This window comes from Stenotrophomonas indicatrix, assembly GCF_050573115.1.
GTDB classification, from domain to species: domain Bacteria; phylum Pseudomonadota; class Gammaproteobacteria; order Xanthomonadales; family Xanthomonadaceae; genus Stenotrophomonas; species Stenotrophomonas lactitubi_A.
In genome coordinates this window covers 124,233-139,602 of sequence record NZ_JBNYZT010000004.1, presented here as the reverse complement: position 1 = coordinate 139,602, position 15,370 = coordinate 124,233, and the positions used below count along the sequence as shown (strand labels likewise).

General features: G+C 66.9%; 14 protein-coding genes. 3 read left to right on the top strand and 11 right to left on the bottom strand.

Annotated features, from left to right (window positions below; translation table 11 throughout):
• Window positions 1–23 precede the first annotated feature (23 nt).
• The 7 genes from ruvA to aspS form a co-directional block, all read right to left on the bottom strand.
• The gene (gene ruvA, locus ACQ5SA_RS11585) at window positions 24–617 is read right to left on the bottom strand and encodes a Holliday junction branch migration protein RuvA (protein ID WP_099818801.1); all 594 of its coding nucleotides are present in this window, start codon (window positions 615–617) and stop codon (window positions 24–26) included.
• Window positions 618–630: 13 nt separating this feature from the next.
• Window positions 631–1,152, bottom strand: coding sequence for a crossover junction endodeoxyribonuclease RuvC (gene ruvC / locus ACQ5SA_RS11580; RefSeq protein WP_089236563.1), 522 nt, complete (start codon window positions 1,150–1,152; stop codon window positions 631–633).
• A gap of 129 nt (window positions 1,153–1,281) precedes the next feature.
• Entirely contained in the window at window positions 1,282–2,013 is a 732-nt protein-coding gene (locus ACQ5SA_RS11575; protein WP_089236564.1) for a YebC/PmpR family DNA-binding transcriptional regulator, read from the bottom strand.
• A gap of 297 nt (window positions 2,014–2,310) precedes the next feature.
• On the bottom strand, window positions 2,311–2,943 hold the full coding sequence (locus ACQ5SA_RS11570; protein WP_089236565.1) for an esterase/lipase family protein: 633 nt from the start codon (window positions 2,941–2,943) through the stop codon (window positions 2,311–2,313).
• 77 nt (window positions 2,944–3,020) lie between these two features.
• A complete protein-coding gene (locus ACQ5SA_RS11565) occupies window positions 3,021–3,542 on the bottom strand; it encodes a GNAT family N-acetyltransferase (RefSeq protein WP_251476657.1) in 522 nt (173 codons plus the stop codon).
• 32 nt (window positions 3,543–3,574) lie between these two features.
• Window positions 3,575–3,919: a DNA primase gene (locus ACQ5SA_RS11560; protein ID WP_353099847.1), complete on the bottom strand. Its 345-nt coding sequence runs from the start codon at window positions 3,917–3,919 to the stop codon at window positions 3,575–3,577.
• 16 nt (window positions 3,920–3,935) lie between these two features.
• Complete coding sequence (aspS, locus tag ACQ5SA_RS11555; protein ID WP_089236568.1) at window positions 3,936–5,687, bottom strand: aspartate--tRNA ligase; 1,752 nt, start codon at window positions 5,685–5,687, stop codon at window positions 3,936–3,938.
• 160 nt (window positions 5,688–5,847) lie between these two features.
• Between aspS and ACQ5SA_RS11550 the strand changes: the two genes are divergently transcribed.
• A complete protein-coding gene (locus ACQ5SA_RS11550; RefSeq protein ID WP_499314306.1) occupies window positions 5,848–6,600 on the top strand; it encodes a DUF3011 domain-containing protein in 753 nt (250 codons plus the stop codon).
• Between the two features lie 99 nt (window positions 6,601–6,699).
• On the opposite strand, the gene ACQ5SA_RS11545 is transcribed toward ACQ5SA_RS11550, so the two are convergent.
• The 3 genes from ACQ5SA_RS11545 to blaL2 form a co-directional block, all read right to left on the bottom strand.
• Window positions 6,700–7,341, bottom strand: a complete 642-nt coding sequence (locus ACQ5SA_RS11545; protein ID WP_499314305.1) for a hypothetical protein — start codon at window positions 7,339–7,341, stop codon at window positions 6,700–6,702.
• 56 nt (window positions 7,342–7,397) lie between these two features.
• Complete coding sequence (locus ACQ5SA_RS11540; RefSeq protein WP_165377910.1) at window positions 7,398–8,612, bottom strand: cation:proton antiporter; 1,215 nt, start codon at window positions 8,610–8,612, stop codon at window positions 7,398–7,400.
• Window positions 8,613–8,729: 117 nt separating this feature from the next.
• The gene (blaL2, locus tag ACQ5SA_RS11535) at window positions 8,730–9,641 is read right to left on the bottom strand and encodes a L2 family extended-spectrum class A beta-lactamase (RefSeq protein ID WP_499314304.1); all 912 of its coding nucleotides are present in this window, start codon (window positions 9,639–9,641) and stop codon (window positions 8,730–8,732) included.
• A 177-nt stretch (window positions 9,642–9,818) separates the two neighbouring features.
• Between blaL2 and ampR the strand changes: the two genes are divergently transcribed.
• Complete coding sequence (gene ampR / locus ACQ5SA_RS11530) at window positions 9,819–10,685, top strand: LysR family transcriptional regulator AmpR (RefSeq protein WP_230112871.1); 867 nt, start codon at window positions 9,819–9,821, stop codon at window positions 10,683–10,685.
• A 78-nt stretch (window positions 10,686–10,763) separates the two neighbouring features.
• Here ampR and ACQ5SA_RS11525 read toward each other — a convergent pair whose 3' ends face one another.
• Window positions 10,764–12,629, bottom strand: a complete 1,866-nt coding sequence (locus tag ACQ5SA_RS11525) for an ABC-F family ATP-binding cassette domain-containing protein (protein ID WP_230112870.1) — start codon at window positions 12,627–12,629, stop codon at window positions 10,764–10,766.
• A 333-nt stretch (window positions 12,630–12,962) separates the two neighbouring features.
• Between ACQ5SA_RS11525 and ACQ5SA_RS11520 the strand changes: the two genes are divergently transcribed.
• Entirely contained in the window at window positions 12,963–15,350 is a 2,388-nt protein-coding gene (locus tag ACQ5SA_RS11520; protein WP_499314303.1) for a TonB-dependent receptor plug domain-containing protein, read from the top strand.
• The last annotated feature ends 20 nt before the right edge of the window (window positions 15,351–15,370 follow it).

Genomic DNA, 15,370 nt, shown 5'->3' with positions numbered 1-15,370 from the left:
AATTGGAAGGGAAATGGAGCGGCTCAGCGCAGCGCCGATTGCAGGGCCTTGCGGATGACCATGGCCACTTCATCGCCCTCGTTGAAGGCTTCGCGCGCCATCCGCGCCGCCTCGGTCGGCTTGTAGCCCAGCTGCTGCAGCGCCACGGTGGCATCGGACAGCGGATCGGCCGGGGCCGGGCCACTGCCGGTCGGCAGTGCGCCACCGGCGCCGAACTGCGCCGCGCGGTCACGCAGTTCCAGCACCATGCGCTCGGCGGTCTTCTTGCCGATACCCGGGATGCGGGTCAGCGCGGTGATGTCACCGGCCTGGACCATGCGTGCGAATTCTTCGACGGTGACGCCGGACAGCACGGCCAGCGCGATCTTCGCGCCAATGCCGCTGACCCTCTGCACGTCGCGGAACAGGCGGCGCTCGCCCTCGCGCAGGAAGCCGTACAGCGAGACGCTGTCTTCCTTCTGCGAATAATGGGTGTACAGCGTGACCTCACGGCCCAGCTCGGGCAGGTCGTAGAAGGTGCTCATCGGCGCCTCCAGCTCGTAGCCCACCCCGTTGACGTCCACCACCAGCCACGGCGGCGCCTTGTAGGCGACGATTCCGCGCAGTCGACCGATCATTGCGTGCAGCTCCTCATTTGCGACCCCACGCCTGGCGGGCAGTCAGCCCCAGGCGGTTAGCCGTTGCCCTTACGTGGGCATGGGTGATGGCCACGGCCAACGCGTCGGCCGCGTCGGCCTGCAGCTTGGTTTTCAGGTTGAGCATGAGCCCGACCATGTGTTGAACCTGTTGCTTTTCGGCGCCGCCACGACCGACCACCGCCAGCTTGATCTCGCTGGCGGCGTATTCGTGCACCGGCAGGTCGCGCAGCACCACCGCCGAAATCGCCGCGCCACGGGCCTGGCCCAGCTTCAGCGCCGAATCGGGGTTGCGCGCCATGAACACCTTTTCGATGGCCACTTCCTGCGGCTGGTACTCGTGGCACAGCTCGGCCAGGCCCAGCACCAGCAGCTTCATGCGCTGCGGGAAGTCATCTGCCCCAAGCAGAACCAGCGGCTGGTGATGCACGTGGCTGACCCGGCCGCTGGCATCGACATCGATGATGCCGACCCCGGTCCGTTGTGAACCCGGGTCGATGCCGAGAATACGGGTCATGCGGCACACACGCGGGCGCCGCTGATCCGGGAAGGACGCATGCGGCGGTGATGGCTGGAAACGTCTGGGGTCATCATGGTCCGCATTGTCCGCTCACCGGCCGCCAAAGGCGACCGGCGGAGCGTCCGTTCAGGCGTAGGCGTCCGCGCCGAGATCGGCGTTGGAGTAAACGTCCTGCACGTCGTCGAGGTCTTCCAGCATGTCCAGCAGCTTCTTGACCTGCAGGACGGTGTCGCCTTCAACCTTGATGTCGTTGTCGGCACGGAAGGTCAGCTCGGCATGGTCCGGCGTGCGGCCAGCGGCCTGCATCGCATCCTTGACCGCGTGGAAGCTGTCCGCGGCGGTGAGCACGTCGATCGCGCCATCCTCCGGGTAGACCACGATGTCATCGGCGCCGGCCTCGATGGCCGCTTCGGAGATGGCGTCCTCATCGGCGCCGGCAGCGTAATGCAGCACGCCCACGCGCTTGAACATGAAGCTGACCGAGCCTTCGGTGCCCATGTTGCCGCCGCACTTGCTGAACGCATGACGGACATCGGCCACGGTGCGCACGCGGTTGTCGGTCAGGCAATCGACGATGACGGCCACGCCACCAGGCGCGTAGCCCTCGTAGCGGATCTCTTCGTACTCGACGCCTTCCAGTTCACCGGTGGCCTTCTTGATGGCGCGCTCGATCACGTCCTTGGACATGTTCGCGGTCAACGCCTTGTCCACGGCCACACGCAGGCGCGGGTTGTTGTTGGGGTCGCCTCCACCGCCGCGCGCGGCGACGCCGATCTCACGGATGATCTTGGTGAAAATCTTGCCGCGCTTCGCGTCAGACGCGTTTTTGCGGTTCTCGATGGAGGGGCCTCTACCCATGGGTCTTTCCGTACGTGCGTTGATGGATAAGGCCGCGGATTCTACCTGATCGGGCCCGGTGACCGTGTCGAGGGTGGGCAGATGCCGCAGGGCATGGCCCGGCCAAGAGCGTGCGAACCAACGGTTCGCACCCACAAGGGCAGGACGGTTCGCACCCACCAAGGCAGGACGGTTCGCACCCACCAAGGCAGGACGGTTCACACCCACCAAGGCAGGACGGTTCACACCCACCAAGGCAGGACGGTTCACACCCACCAAGGCAGGCCGGTAGCGCCGGGCCATGCCCGGTGAACCGTCTTACGCTGCAGCGGCGTCCCGGCCATGGTCGAACTGGCCATGGCGGAGGAAATGTGCGGTCTGCCGCGCGGCATCCGGCGACACCACCAGGCCACTGTGGCTGGTGCGCACCACGCAGTGGTCGGACAGGCCCGGCAGGCGGGTTTCGGCCAGCGCGACGGTGCCGTCGGAATCATCATCCAGCGCCCCGAGCAGACTGCCCAGCCCATGCGGCACCGAGCCGGCGATCAGGCCGACTGCGGCCTTGCCCTGCCAGTCCGGCAGCCCATCCAGCAACAGTTCGCTGCTGCGGCCCAGGGCCAGGCCCCAACCATGTTCGGACAACGAGCGTGCGGTGCCACTGCCCCGCAGTGGCGAACCCAGGCAGACCACGCGCTGCACGGGCAGCTGCGGCTGCCGGCGCAGGGCTTCCAGCGCCAACAGGCCGCCCAGGCTGTGCCCGACGAGCGACAGCGGGCCTGCATCAGCCAGCCGCTCCAGCAACTGCGGGACGGCTACATCGGGGCCGCCAAATACGGACGAGTAGCCAAACGTATGGACCTGGAAGCCACGCGCGCGCAGGCGCCAGGCCAGCGGCCCGACCCAGGCACGGGCATTCCAGATGCCATGCAACAACAGAACGGGGGGAGTCATGTGCAACAGCCTGGCGGTCAGCGGGGCGGAACTACGGTGATTGAACAGAAGCCAGGGGCAAGCGGCGGTGAACGACTTCAGGCCGGATGCGGCAGACGGCGCAGAATGAACTCAAGATCGTTGGTATCGCCCACCGGGAACAGGTACTCGCCGGCCTTTTCAAAACCATACCGGGCGTAGAAGCGCTGCGCGCCGAAGTTTTCCGACCACACACCCAGCCACAGCGTGCGCGGGCCGTCGTGCTCCAGCCAGGCCAGCGCGGTTTCCAGCAGGCGGCTGCCCCAGCCGCAGCTCTGCTGCGTCTTCACCAGATACAGGCGCTTGAGTTCGCCGTCACCGGGCTTCACGTCCGGATGCGGCAGACCACAGGGGCCGGCGGCGGCATGGCCGACCGCCTCCCCATCCAGCTCCAGCAGCCACACCGCGTAATCGGGGTGGGCCAGGATCGTGCGCTGGCGCTCGACCGTGTAGGACGCGTCGATGAAGTCCTGCAGATCCTGCGGCGGATACAGATGTCCGAAGGTTTCAGTGAACGTGCGCGCAGCCAGCGCCGACAGGGTCGGCGCGTCGTCCACAGTGGCGCGGCGGATCGAATACATGGGTCGAGTTGACGTCAGGACAACGGTTCGGGTCAAGCCCGCTCCGTCGGTTCCTTGCCGTCTTCTTCCTCTTCCTCTTCTTCTTCGTATTCCTCGTCGTCCTCTTCTTCCTCGCCTTCTTCCTCTTCTTCGCCTTCCTCGTCCTCGTCGTACTCTTCCTCTTCCTCTTCGTCGTCTTCGTAATCCTCGACGCCGAAGTCTTCACCGTCCCAGCGACCTTCGCCGTCGGCGACGAAGGTCAGGGCCATGGCCGACGGGTTGGTACCGACGCGGACCAGCCAACCACCGAAGACACGTGCACGCTCGGTGACCAGGTTGGCCTCGGAGCCTTCATTGCCCAGCTTTTCCCACTCCAGCGAAAACGCAAACTCGGTCATTGCCTGGATCTCCTGATCAGTTTTTCTTGGGGCGAACCTGGATGTGCACTTCGGCCAGCTGCTCGTCCACGATCGGCGACGGCGCGTCGGTCATCAGATCCTGTGCACCGGTGGTCTTCGGGAACGGGATGACGTCGCGGATCGACTCGGTGCCGGCCATCAGCGCGGCGATGCGGTCGATACCGAAGGCGATGCCACCGTGCGGCGGCGCGCCGTAGTTCAGCGCGTCGAGCAGGAAGCCGAACTTGGCACGGGCTTCTTCGGCACCGATGCCGAGCAGCTCGAACACCGCGCTCTGCATGTCGGGGCGGTGGATACGGATCGAACCGCCGCCGATTTCATTGCCGTTGAGCACCATGTCGTAGCCGCGCGAAACGGCCGTCTTGGCGTGCGCGCGCAGATCGGCGATGTCGTCCACGGCCGGCGCGGTGAAGGGGTGATGCAGGGCGACGTAGCGCTGCGCTTCCTCGTCCCACTCGAACATCGGGAAGTCGGTGACCCACAGCGGCGCCCAGCTGTCGGCGACCAGGCCGAAGTCCTTGCCAGCCTTCAGGCGCAGCGCGCCCATGAAGTCGGACACCTTGTTGTAGCCGCCGGCACCGAAGAACACGATGTCGCCGTTGCCGGCGCCGACGTGGGCCACCAGCGCAGCGAAGCCCTCTTCGCTGAAGAACTTCTGGATCGGCGAGCTGATTTCACCGTTCTCGCCCACCTTGATGTAGGCCAGGCCCTTCGCACCGTACTTGGCGGCGTGCGCGGCGTACTCATCGATCTGCTTGCGCGACAGGCTGGCACCACCCGGGATGCGCAGCGCGGCGACGCGGCCATCGGCATCGTTGGCAGCAGCGGTGAACACCGGGAATTCGCTGGTCTTGACCAGTTCGGCCACGTCCACCAGTTCCAGCGCGATGCGCAGATCCGGCTTGTCCGAACCGTAGCGACGCATCGCCTCGGCCCAGGTCATGCGCGGGAAGCTGGCCTCCAGCTCGACGTCGACCACTTCCTTGAAGATGCCGCGGATCATGTCTTCGACGAAGTCCTGCACGTCGCGCTCGCGGACGAAGGCGAACTCCATGTCCAGCTGGGTGAATTCCAGCTGGCGGTCGGCACGCAGGGCCTCGTCGCGGAAGCAGCGGGCGATCTGGTAGTAGCGGTCGAAGCCGGCCACCATCAGGATCTGCTTGAACAGCTGCGGGCTCTGCGGCAGGGCGTAGAACTCGCCCGGGTGCATGCGCGCCGGCACCAGGAAGTCGCGTGCGCCTTCCGGGGTGGCCTTCGTCAGGATCGGGGTTTCGATGTCCTGGAAGCCCTTTTCGTCCAGGTGGCGGCGCAGGGCCTGCACCAGCTTGATGCGGGTGCGCTGCATGCGCTGCATTTCCGGACGGCGCAGGTCCAGGTAGCGGTACTTCAGGCGGGTTTCTTCGCCTGGGTTCTCGTGCGCATGGAACGGCAGCGGTGCCGCCTTGTTCAGCACGGTGATGGCGGTGGCGATCACTTCCACCTTGCCGGTGCGCAGCTTGTCGTTGACCGCGTGGCGGGCGCGCACCACGCCTTCCACCTGCAGCACGTCCTCATAGCCCAGGCTGGCGGCCACGGCAAACACTTCGGCGTTGTCGAGCTCCACCGTCACCTGCACGATGCCTTCATGATCGCGGAGATCGATGAAGCAGACGCCGCCCTGGTTACGGGCCACGTCGGTCCAGCCGGCGAGGGTGACAGTCTGGCCAATCAGGGTCTCATCGACCAGGCCGCAGAAGTGGGTACGCATGGGGGGAAAGCTCCGCTGGAGAACGCCGACGCCTGATGGGGGCCGGAAAGCCTCTTATTCTGCGGCCGAGGCCCCGGCCGGGGCAAATGCGGACGGTCACGCGGGCTTGATCGCCCCGATCCTTATAGTCGCGCACCTACTCCCGTATGGGGATGTCGCCATGAAACCGCAGTCCCTGGCCAGCCTGGCCGTGATCCTCGGTACCTTTACCGCGCTCGCCCTGCCCTCCGCCCCTGCCGCCGCGCAGAACGGGGTGGTCCGCTGCGAGAGCCAGAACAATCGCGAACGTGTCTGCAACACCGGCTGGCGCGACGCCCAGCTGGTCCGCCAACTGTCCGGCTCGGCCTGCGTGGAGGGCCGCACCTGGGGCACCCGCAATGGAAGCATCTGGGTCAACAACGGTTGCCGCGCCGAATTCACCCAGGGCCGCGGCGGCTGGGGTGGCGGCAACGGTGGCGGTTGGGGCGGCGGCAACGGCAACGGCGGCACCGTCCGCTGCGAAAGCCAGGACAACCGCGAACGCAGCTGCCCGGTCGGCTGGCGCAACGCGCGCGTGGTCCGGCAGATCTCCGGTACCCAATGCGTGGAAGGCCAGAACTGGGGCGTGCGCAACGGCGCGATCTGGGTCAACCGCGGCTGCCGCGCCGAGTTCGCCGAAGCCCGCGGTGGCTGGGGCGGCGGCAATGGTGGGGGCAATGGCGGCGGCTGGGGTGGCGGTAACAGCAACTACACCGTGACCTGCAGCAGCAACAACAACCGCCAGCAGAGCTGCAACTGGGACGACCGCCAAGGCCGGCCGGTGCTGCAGCAGCAGCTGTCCGGCAGTGCCTGCCAGGAAGGCCGGACCTGGGGTTACTCGCGCGGCAACGTGTGGGTCAGCAATGGCTGCCGGGCGCGCTTCGGCACGCGTTGAGGGCAGGGTCGGAACCCTGGCCGACGGCCAGCGCTCTGCCCCTCGGGTGCGTGCAATGCTGGGGTCGGAGCCCTCCACAGGAGGGACCCGACCCCGCAATCAGGGTGCCGGCGAAGCTTGATCGCCCCAAGGCGCCGGCGGCAATGCGACCGGCTTGCTGAGGTCGAACTGGACCCGGAATCGACGGCCCTCCGGACGGGTCAGCTCGTAGACGAAGCGCTGGTCCGGCTCGATCTCCATCGCCCAGGTGTTGTGGGTCGAGGCCAGCATGTCGGCACGACGGAACATCGCCACCGACTCTCCATCGGCGGGGAACTGCTGGCGTTCGGCGGTACCCGGCGGCTTGCTGTCGCCCCCGTAGAGAGTGATCGCATCGGGGCTGCCATCGGCGTGGCGGTGATCGTGCTTCAGGCGCACGCCGTGCTCGGTGCGGGTCAATACCCAGGTGCGCGAATGGTCATCGCCCACGTGGAACGGGATGCGCAGCTCATGCCCCGGGTCCGCACAGCCACGCACATGCATCACCAGCTTCTGCCCGGCAAAGGGATCCTCGCCGGTCGGTGCCGGCGTGTCTTCCACCACCTTGCCCTCGTAGGCCTGGCCGCAATGGGCTGCGATGGCGGCCATGAAGGCGTCGGCCGGCGCGGTCGCCAGATCGTGGTTGACCGTGTGCGATGGCTGCGAGCAGGCGGCGAGGCCGAGCAGGGCGATGGCGGAAGCAACAGCGGCGATCAGTTTCATGCCCCAACCCTAACGGCCATGGCCGATGCGCGCAAACCGCACTCCCTGGATCTGCCTCAGCGCTCGGCTGCAGGGGCGGCGGCAACCACTTCCGTCGCCGCCACCGGCGCATCTTCGCCCTGCCCTGCCGGTTCCTGCTCCACCGGGTCGACATCGAACGGCGTACGGAACACCAGCGAGGGCAGCAGCGTGGTCAATGCGGCGTACAGCAGCAACGCGCCGAACAGCACCGCCGGAATCTGGAAGCGATCACGCATGATCGCGGCCAGCACCAGCGTGAAGATCAACGTCGGTGCCAGCGCCAGCGACACGCGCAGGCTGCTGCGGAAGCTCTCGCCGAACATCACGCGGCGCTGCAGCCAGACCACCGCGATGCGCAGCGGCAGCACCACCAGGGTGATGACGATGCCCAGCCCCAGTGCTTCCCAACTCAACGCTTCGCTGGGCACCTTGGTGCCGGCGTTGAAGAAGTAGAACGGCACGAAGAAGGAGGCGAACAGTCGCAGCGCATGCAGGTTTTCGTGCGAGGCCAGCAGCGGCATGCGCTGGTGCAGCAGCCGCGCGACCAGGCCGGCGATGAAGGCGCCGACCAGGTAGTACACGCCCAGCAGGTAGGTGATGTACGCCGCCACCATGCCGACCATCACCAGCAGCGAGAATTCCGAGCCCGGCGCATGCGGCGCAACCCAGCGACCAAGCGCGATGAACACCAACGGCAGGCCGATCATCATCGCCAGCAGCGCCGTGCTGGACAGCGCCATGTGCGCCGGATCGCCGGCCTGCAGCACGATGAACAACGCCGCCAGGGCCAGCAGTTCACCGGCGATGGCCTTGCTGGTGACCCAGAACCGTTCGTCCTCGCTCAGCCCCAGCCGCGACAGCGAATCCATGATGAAACCGGTGGACGGGGTCAGCAGCGCCAGCGCCAGCAGCCCCGCTGCCTGCCATGGCAGACCGGCATAACGCCAAGCCAGCCAGCCGACGCCGAACAGGGTCGCACTGCGGATAACCAGATGCGCCAGCAGCGGCCACATGCCGCGGCGCAGAGCCTGCAGGTCCACTTCCAGGCCGGCGAACAGGAACAGCGAAGAGATGCCCAGCGTGGCCAGCAGTCCGATGACCGCGTCGTGCGCCTGGTCGCCCAGCCAGAGCATGCCGATGATGCCGAACAGCAGGCAGGTCAGCGGCGCGGGCAGGCTGAAGCGCTGCAGCGCGCGCGGGATCACCAGCAGCGCGAAGATCAGCAGCAGGTAGACCAGTTCATGACTCATGGGGGACTTCCGTGTGGATCGAACGCGCGCAGGATGCACGCCTGCGCGCGGCGCGACAAGTAGAACACTGCTGAAAAGTGGCCCCTGTTGCGCAGCCTCCGTGCACAGCTGTTACGGTCAGGCGATCAGCCCATCGGCGATGCGGCCGACCTGCGCAAGCACCGCCGCGCGCTGTTCGAAGCTGATCGCGCCCGCCTGCAGATAGGCGGTCAGGATCCACGGCGAACCGCCCTGCACTGGCCACAACACGGCGATGTCGTTGCGGGCGTCTTCGCCATTGCTGCCGGTCTTGTCGCCCACCCGCCAGCGCTTGCCCAGGCCTGCACGAAGGCAGGCATCGCCGGTTTCGTTGTCGATCAGCCAGTCGGCCAGCTGCTGGCGCGAGGCCGGCTTGAGCGCATCGCCCAGCACCAGCCGCTGCAGCGTCGCAGCGATGGCCGCCGGGGTGGTGGTGTCGCGCGGGTCGTCGATGGCGAAGCTGTTCAGTTCCGGCTCCAAGCGATCACTGCGGGTGATCGTGTCGCCGCTGACGCGCAGGAACGCAGTCACTGCCGGCGGCCCACCGATCGCTGCGAACAACAGATTGGCAGCGGTGTTGTCGCTGGTGATCAGCGTGGCCCGGCACAGGTCACGCACGGTCAGGTCCTTGCCGACATGGCGGCGGGTAACCGGCGCGTGCTCGAGGATGTCCGTGGCCCGTACCGGCAGGCGGCGGTCCAGCAGTGCCGGATCGCGCTCCGCCTGCTTGAGCACTGTGGCAGCCAGCACGCTCTTGAAGGTGCTGCAGAGCGGGAATCGTTCATCCTGGCGATGACCGAGGCGGCGACCACTGCCAGTGTCGAGCAGGGTCACCCCGAGTCGACCGCTGCACGCCTTCTCCAATGCGGCGAAATCGGCGGCGGCGGCGATGGCGGCAGGGGCTGGCGCAGCGGCCATGGTCGATGTGGAGGCACGGGCGAGCAGCGGTGCCGCGAGCGCGGAAGCGGCGGCAGCACCACTGAACTGCAGGAATCGGCGACGAGCGAGCATTCGGAGTTCTCCTGGGCGTGATCCCGATTATTGAAGCCCTTCTGCGACCACTACCAGCACGAATTTTCAGTACAAGCCATGAGCTGTATTCATGCCTTTCGCAAATAGTCTGCCGCCATTCCAAAGCAACCCGCCAACCGGATACGATCAGCCATCATTCCGGCTCACGGCTCACGCATGCTCCACCCTACCCTGCCGCTGAATGCGCTGCGCGCCTTCGAAGCCGCTGCCCGGCACCAGAACTTCACCCGGGCGGCTCTGGAACTGTGTGTCAGCCAGGCCGCGCTGAGCCACCAGATTCGCGGGCTGGAGGACCGGCTGGGCGTCCGCCTGTTCCATCGCCTGCCCCGCGGCGTGGCGTTAACCGAGGAAGGAGCAGCGCTGTACCCGGTGCTGAATGAATCCTTCGAGCGCATTTCAGCCAGCATCGCCCGCTACACCGGCGGCCCGGCACGGGAAGTGCTGACGATCGGCGTGGTCGGCACCTTCGCCACCGGCTGGCTGCTGCCGCGCCTTGCTGCGTTCGACGCCGCGCACCCGGATATCGAGCTGCGGCTGCAGACCCACAACAACCGCATCGACCTGGCCGGTGAAGGCCTGGACCTGGCGATCCGTTTCGGTGATGGCGACTGGCAGGGGCAGACCTGCACGGCGATCCTGGACGCGCCGTTCGCCCCCTTGTGTGCACCGGCACTGGCGCGGCGGCTGAAGCATCCGCGCGACCTGGCGACCTTGCCGCTGCTGCGTTCGTACCGCAGCGACGAATGGCCACGGTGGCTGCAGATAGCGGGGGTCAACGGCGTGGAAGCACGCGGACCGGTGTTCGATTCGTCGTTGACGCTGGCCGTGGCCGCGGCCGGTGGCGCAGGCGTGGCTTTGCTGCCGCTGCGCATGTTCGAGGCGGATCTGGCCGAGGGCCGGCTGCTGCAACCGTTTGCCACCACGCTGGAATTGGGCCGCTACTGGCTGACCCGGCTGCGCTCACGTGCAGAGCGAGAACCGGCCAAGCGGTTCCGTGAATGGCTGCAGGCGCAGGGCGCGTAGGTAGTGCCGGCCGCTGGCCGGCACCCCCTTGATCATTGTGGGCGCATCGCATTGCCGGCCAGCGGCCGGCACTACCGATCAGGATTCCAGCAGTTCCATCCAGGCCGCTTCGGCCTTTTCCAGCTGCGCGGCGGTAGCTTCGCGGTCGCGACCGAGCACGGCCATGCGCGTGGCATCGGCGTAGTTGCTCGAGTCGGCAAGCTGCCGATCCAGTTCGGCCAGCACACTTTCCAGCTCGGCGACCTTGGCTTCGGCGCTGGCCAGCTTGTGCGGGTTGACCGGCTTCTTCTGCACCATCTGCGCGACCGGTGCGGTCTTGACCACCACCGGTTCCTCCACCTGCTCCATGCGTACCTTGGTGCCCTGCGCCTGCGGGCGCGTACGCAGCCAAGCGGCATACGCGTCGAGGTCGCCGTCGAACGGCTCGACCACGCCATCGGCCACACGCCAGAAAGTGTCGCAGACCAGGCCGATCAGATGGCGATCATGCGAGACCATCACGATCGCGCCGTCGAAATCGGCCAGTGCTTCGGCCAGCGCTTCGCGCATTTCCAGATCCAAGTGGTTGGTCGGTTCGTCGAGCAGCAGCACGTTCGGCTGCTGGTAGGCGATCAGCGCCAACGCCAGGCGCGCGCGCTCGCCGCCGGAGAAGCCGTCCACCGGTTCGAAGGCACGGTCGCCCGGGAAATTCCACTTGCCGAGGAAATCGCGGAACGACTGGTTCGGTGCATCCGGGGCCAGGTCGCGGAAGTGTTCCATCGGCGACTGGCCTTCATGCAGCGACTCGACCGTGTGCTGGGCGAAGTAGCCGATGCGCAGGTCCGGGTGCGCGGCGCGCTCGCCGGCGATCGGTGCCAGCTCGCCCACCAGGGTCTTCACCAGGGTGGTTTTACCGGCGCCGTTGGGGCCCAGCAGACCGATGCGCTGGCCCGCTTCCAGGCCAAAGCCCACGTTGTGCAGGATCACCGAGTCGCTGCCGTAGCCGGCCTCGACGTGGTTCAGACGGATCAGCGAGAACGGCAGTTTGGCCGGCGGCGCGAACTCGATGCGGAACTCGCGCTCGGCGCGCACTGCTTCGGTACCGGCCAGCTTGGCCAGGCGCTTCATCCGGCTCTGCGCCTGCGCGGCCTTGCTGGCCTGGGCCTTGAAGCGGTCGATGAAGCTCTGCAGATGGGCGCGCTCGGCCTGTTCCTTGTCGTGCGCGATCTGCTGCTGGCGCAGCTGTTCGGCGCGCTGGCGCTCGAAGTCGGTGTAGCCGCCCGGGTAAAGCTTGGCGCCGCCACCGTGCAGGTGCAGGGTGTGGGTGGCCACGTTGTCGAGGAACTCGCGGTCATGCGAGATCAGCAGCAGGGTGCCCGGGTACTTCAGCAGCCACTGTTCCAGCCAGTACACCGCGTCCAGATCCAGGTGGTTGGTCGGTTCGTCGAGCAGCAGCAGGTCGCTGGGCATCATCAGCGCGCGGGCCAGGTTCAGGCGCACGCGCCAGCCGCCGGAGAACGAGGACACCGCGCGGTGGTGCGTTTCGGCCGGGAAACCCAGGCCGTGCAGCAGCTTGCCGGCGCGCGCTTCGGCGTCGTAGGCGTTCAGCTCGGCCATGCGCGTATGCGCTTCGGCCACCGCTTCCCAATCCTCGCGGGCGGTGGCTTCGGCCTCGGCGGCCAGCACCGCTGCCACCTCGACGTCACCGCCGAGCACGAAGCTCAGCGCCGGGTCCGGCAGGGATGGGGTTTCCTGGGCGACGCTGGCAATGCGGATCTTGCCGGGCAGGTCGACGTCACCCTTGTCGGCCTCCAGCTCGCCCTTCACCGCCGCGAACAGGCTGGACTTGCCAGCACCGTTGCGGCCGACCACACCCACCCGGTAACCGGCGTGCAGCGTCAGGTCGACATTGGACAACAGCAGCCGCTCGCCGCGGCGCAAGGCGAAATTACGAAGCGAAATCATGGGGGGAGGCGTCCATATAACCGAATGGAATGTGCTGGTAAGCACTGTTCCTGCGACGCAATTCTAACGTTAACGAATACTTGACGCGCCCCGGGATGCGCGGCGGGCGACGTTCCTCTCTCCCACGTCCTGTCCGCGCGCCTCCCGGGCCCCTCCCCCGTCACTGCCTGTCGCAGCTAAATGGTTGCTGCTGCAACGTTTTTTCTGATGACCGGCATTTGACAGGCACTGAATATCCCGTTAATTCCTGTATTGCGCACCGCAACAACCGTCGTCCGCTCACCTCCGTGATGTCGATTCCGGTGCCATCCCGCCAACCGGAGCCCCCTCCCGATGACCCGCAAGACCAGCCTGATCGCCGCCGCCGTCGCTGTCGCACTCGGTGGTTCTCCGTTCGTTGCCGCCGCCCAGCAGGCCGGCACCGCCGCCAACACCCTGGATACGGTGATCGTTACCGGCACCCGCGTGGCCGACCGCACGGTCGCCGAATCGCAGTCGCCGATCGACATCATCACCCCCGAAATCCTGCAGTCCACCGGTACCGGTGAGCTGGCCACCGCGCTGTCGCGCGCGCTGCCGTCGCTGAACTTCCCGCGCCCGGCACTGACCGACGGCACCAGCGGTGTGCGCCCGGCACAGCTGCGCGGCCTGTCGCCGGACCAGGTGCTGGTGCTGGTCAACGGCAAGCGCCGCCACACCTCGGCGATGATCAACGTCAACGGCAGCATCGGCCGTGGTTCGTCGGCGGTGGACATCAACGCGATCCCGATCGCCGCCATCGAGCGCGTCGAGGTGCTGCGTGACGGCGCCTCCGCACAGTACGGTTCGGATGCCATCGCCGGCGTCATCAACATCGTGCTGAAGGGCAGCGGCAGTGGCGGCAGCCTGGCCGTCGACTACGGCCAGTACTCGGCCGGCGACGGCAACAAGTACCAGCTCTCTGGCGATACCGGCGTGGAATTCGGCAACGGCCGTGGTCGCGTGCACGTGGCCGGCCAGATCAGCCAGCAGGACGAGAGCGACCGCGCCGGCCCCTACCGCGGCACCACGCCGAACACCGGCAACTTCCCCAGCGTTGGCCAGACCACCTTCATTGTCGGCGACCCGAAGGTCGACGCCACCGCTGCCTCGGTCAATGCCAGCTATGACTTCAGCGACCACGTGACCGGCTACGCCAGCGCGCTGCTCAGCAACCGCGACATCACCTCGTTCGCGTTCTACCGTTCGCGCAACCACAGTGGGCAGAGCGCGCTGCTGGCGCAGACCTACCCGGATGGCTACGTGCCGCAGATCAACCAGTACTCCAAGGACCGTTCGCTGGTGGCCGGCGTCAAAGGCAACACCGACAACGGCTGGACCTGGGACCTGAGCCTGAACCACGGCGAGAACACCCTGGATTTCCACACCCGCAACAGCATCAACTACAGCCTGGGCGCCACCAGCCCGCGTTCGTTCTACGACGGCACGCTGAAGTACCAGCAGGACATCTTCAACGCCGACCTGACCAAGTCGCTGGACTGGGGCCTGGCCTATCCGGTCACCCTGTCCTTCGGCGGTGAGTACCGTCGCGAGAAGTGGGACCAGAACCCGGGTGAACTGAACTCCTACACCGGCACCGGCGCGCAGGGCTTCGCCGGCTTCACCCCGACCAACGAAGTACACACCGACCGCCACAACTACGCGGTCTATGCGGGCCTGGAAGCGGACCTGACCGAGAAGTTCTCGGCCGGCATCACCGGTCGCTACGAGGATTACTCGGACTTCGGCGACCGCTTCTCCGGCAAGCTGTCTGCGCGCTACGCGTTCACTGACAAGGTCGCGTTGCGTGCCACCGCCTCCAGCGGCTTCCGCGCACCGTCGCTGCCGCAGCAGGGCTACCAGGCGGTGACCAGCCAGTTCACCAACGGCGTGTTCGTCGAACGCGGCACCTTCCCGACCACCAGCCAGGCCGCGCAGGCGCTGGGCGCTTCGCCGCTGAAGGCCGAGACGTCCACCTCCTACAGCCTGGGCCTGGTGCTGCAGCCGGTCGACCGCCTCTACATCACCGTCGATGCGTACCAGATCGACATCGACAACCGCATCGCGCTGTCGTCCAGCATCACCACCAACGCTGCTTCCAGTGCGCTGCTGTCCGGGCTGGGCCTGCCGCAGGTGACCGCGTTCTCGTACTTCACCAATGGTCTGGACACCCGCACCCGCGGCGTCGACTTCGTGTCCAGCTACACCGTGCCGTTCAGCGCCAGCAGCCTGGAACTGACCGCGGCGTACAGCTACAACGACACCGAAGTGCAGCGCGTGGGCGGCACGCCGGCGGTGTTCGGCACGCTGGGCCTGACCCAGTCGCTGATCGGCCGCGATGAAATCGGCCGCATCGAGGACAGCTACCCGCACGACAAGACCATCCTCAGCGGCACCTGGCGTTCGGATCACTGGGAGCTGGGCCTGGCGGCGACCCGCTACGGCAAGTTCACCGTGCGCAACTCGGCCACTGCCGCCCGTGACCAGACCTACGGCGACAAGTGGGTGCTGGATGCCTCGGCCAGCTACAAGCCGAGTGCGAACTGGACGCTGACGGTGGGTGCCGACAACCTGCTGAACGAGTACCCGGACCGCACCGAAGATCTGCAGAACTCGACCTTCGGCATGCTGCCGTACAGCAACTACTCGCCGTTCGGCTTCAACGGCGCGTATGTGTACGGGCGGATCAAGTACAACTGGTAAGCGGTGGCGGTAGCGCCGGG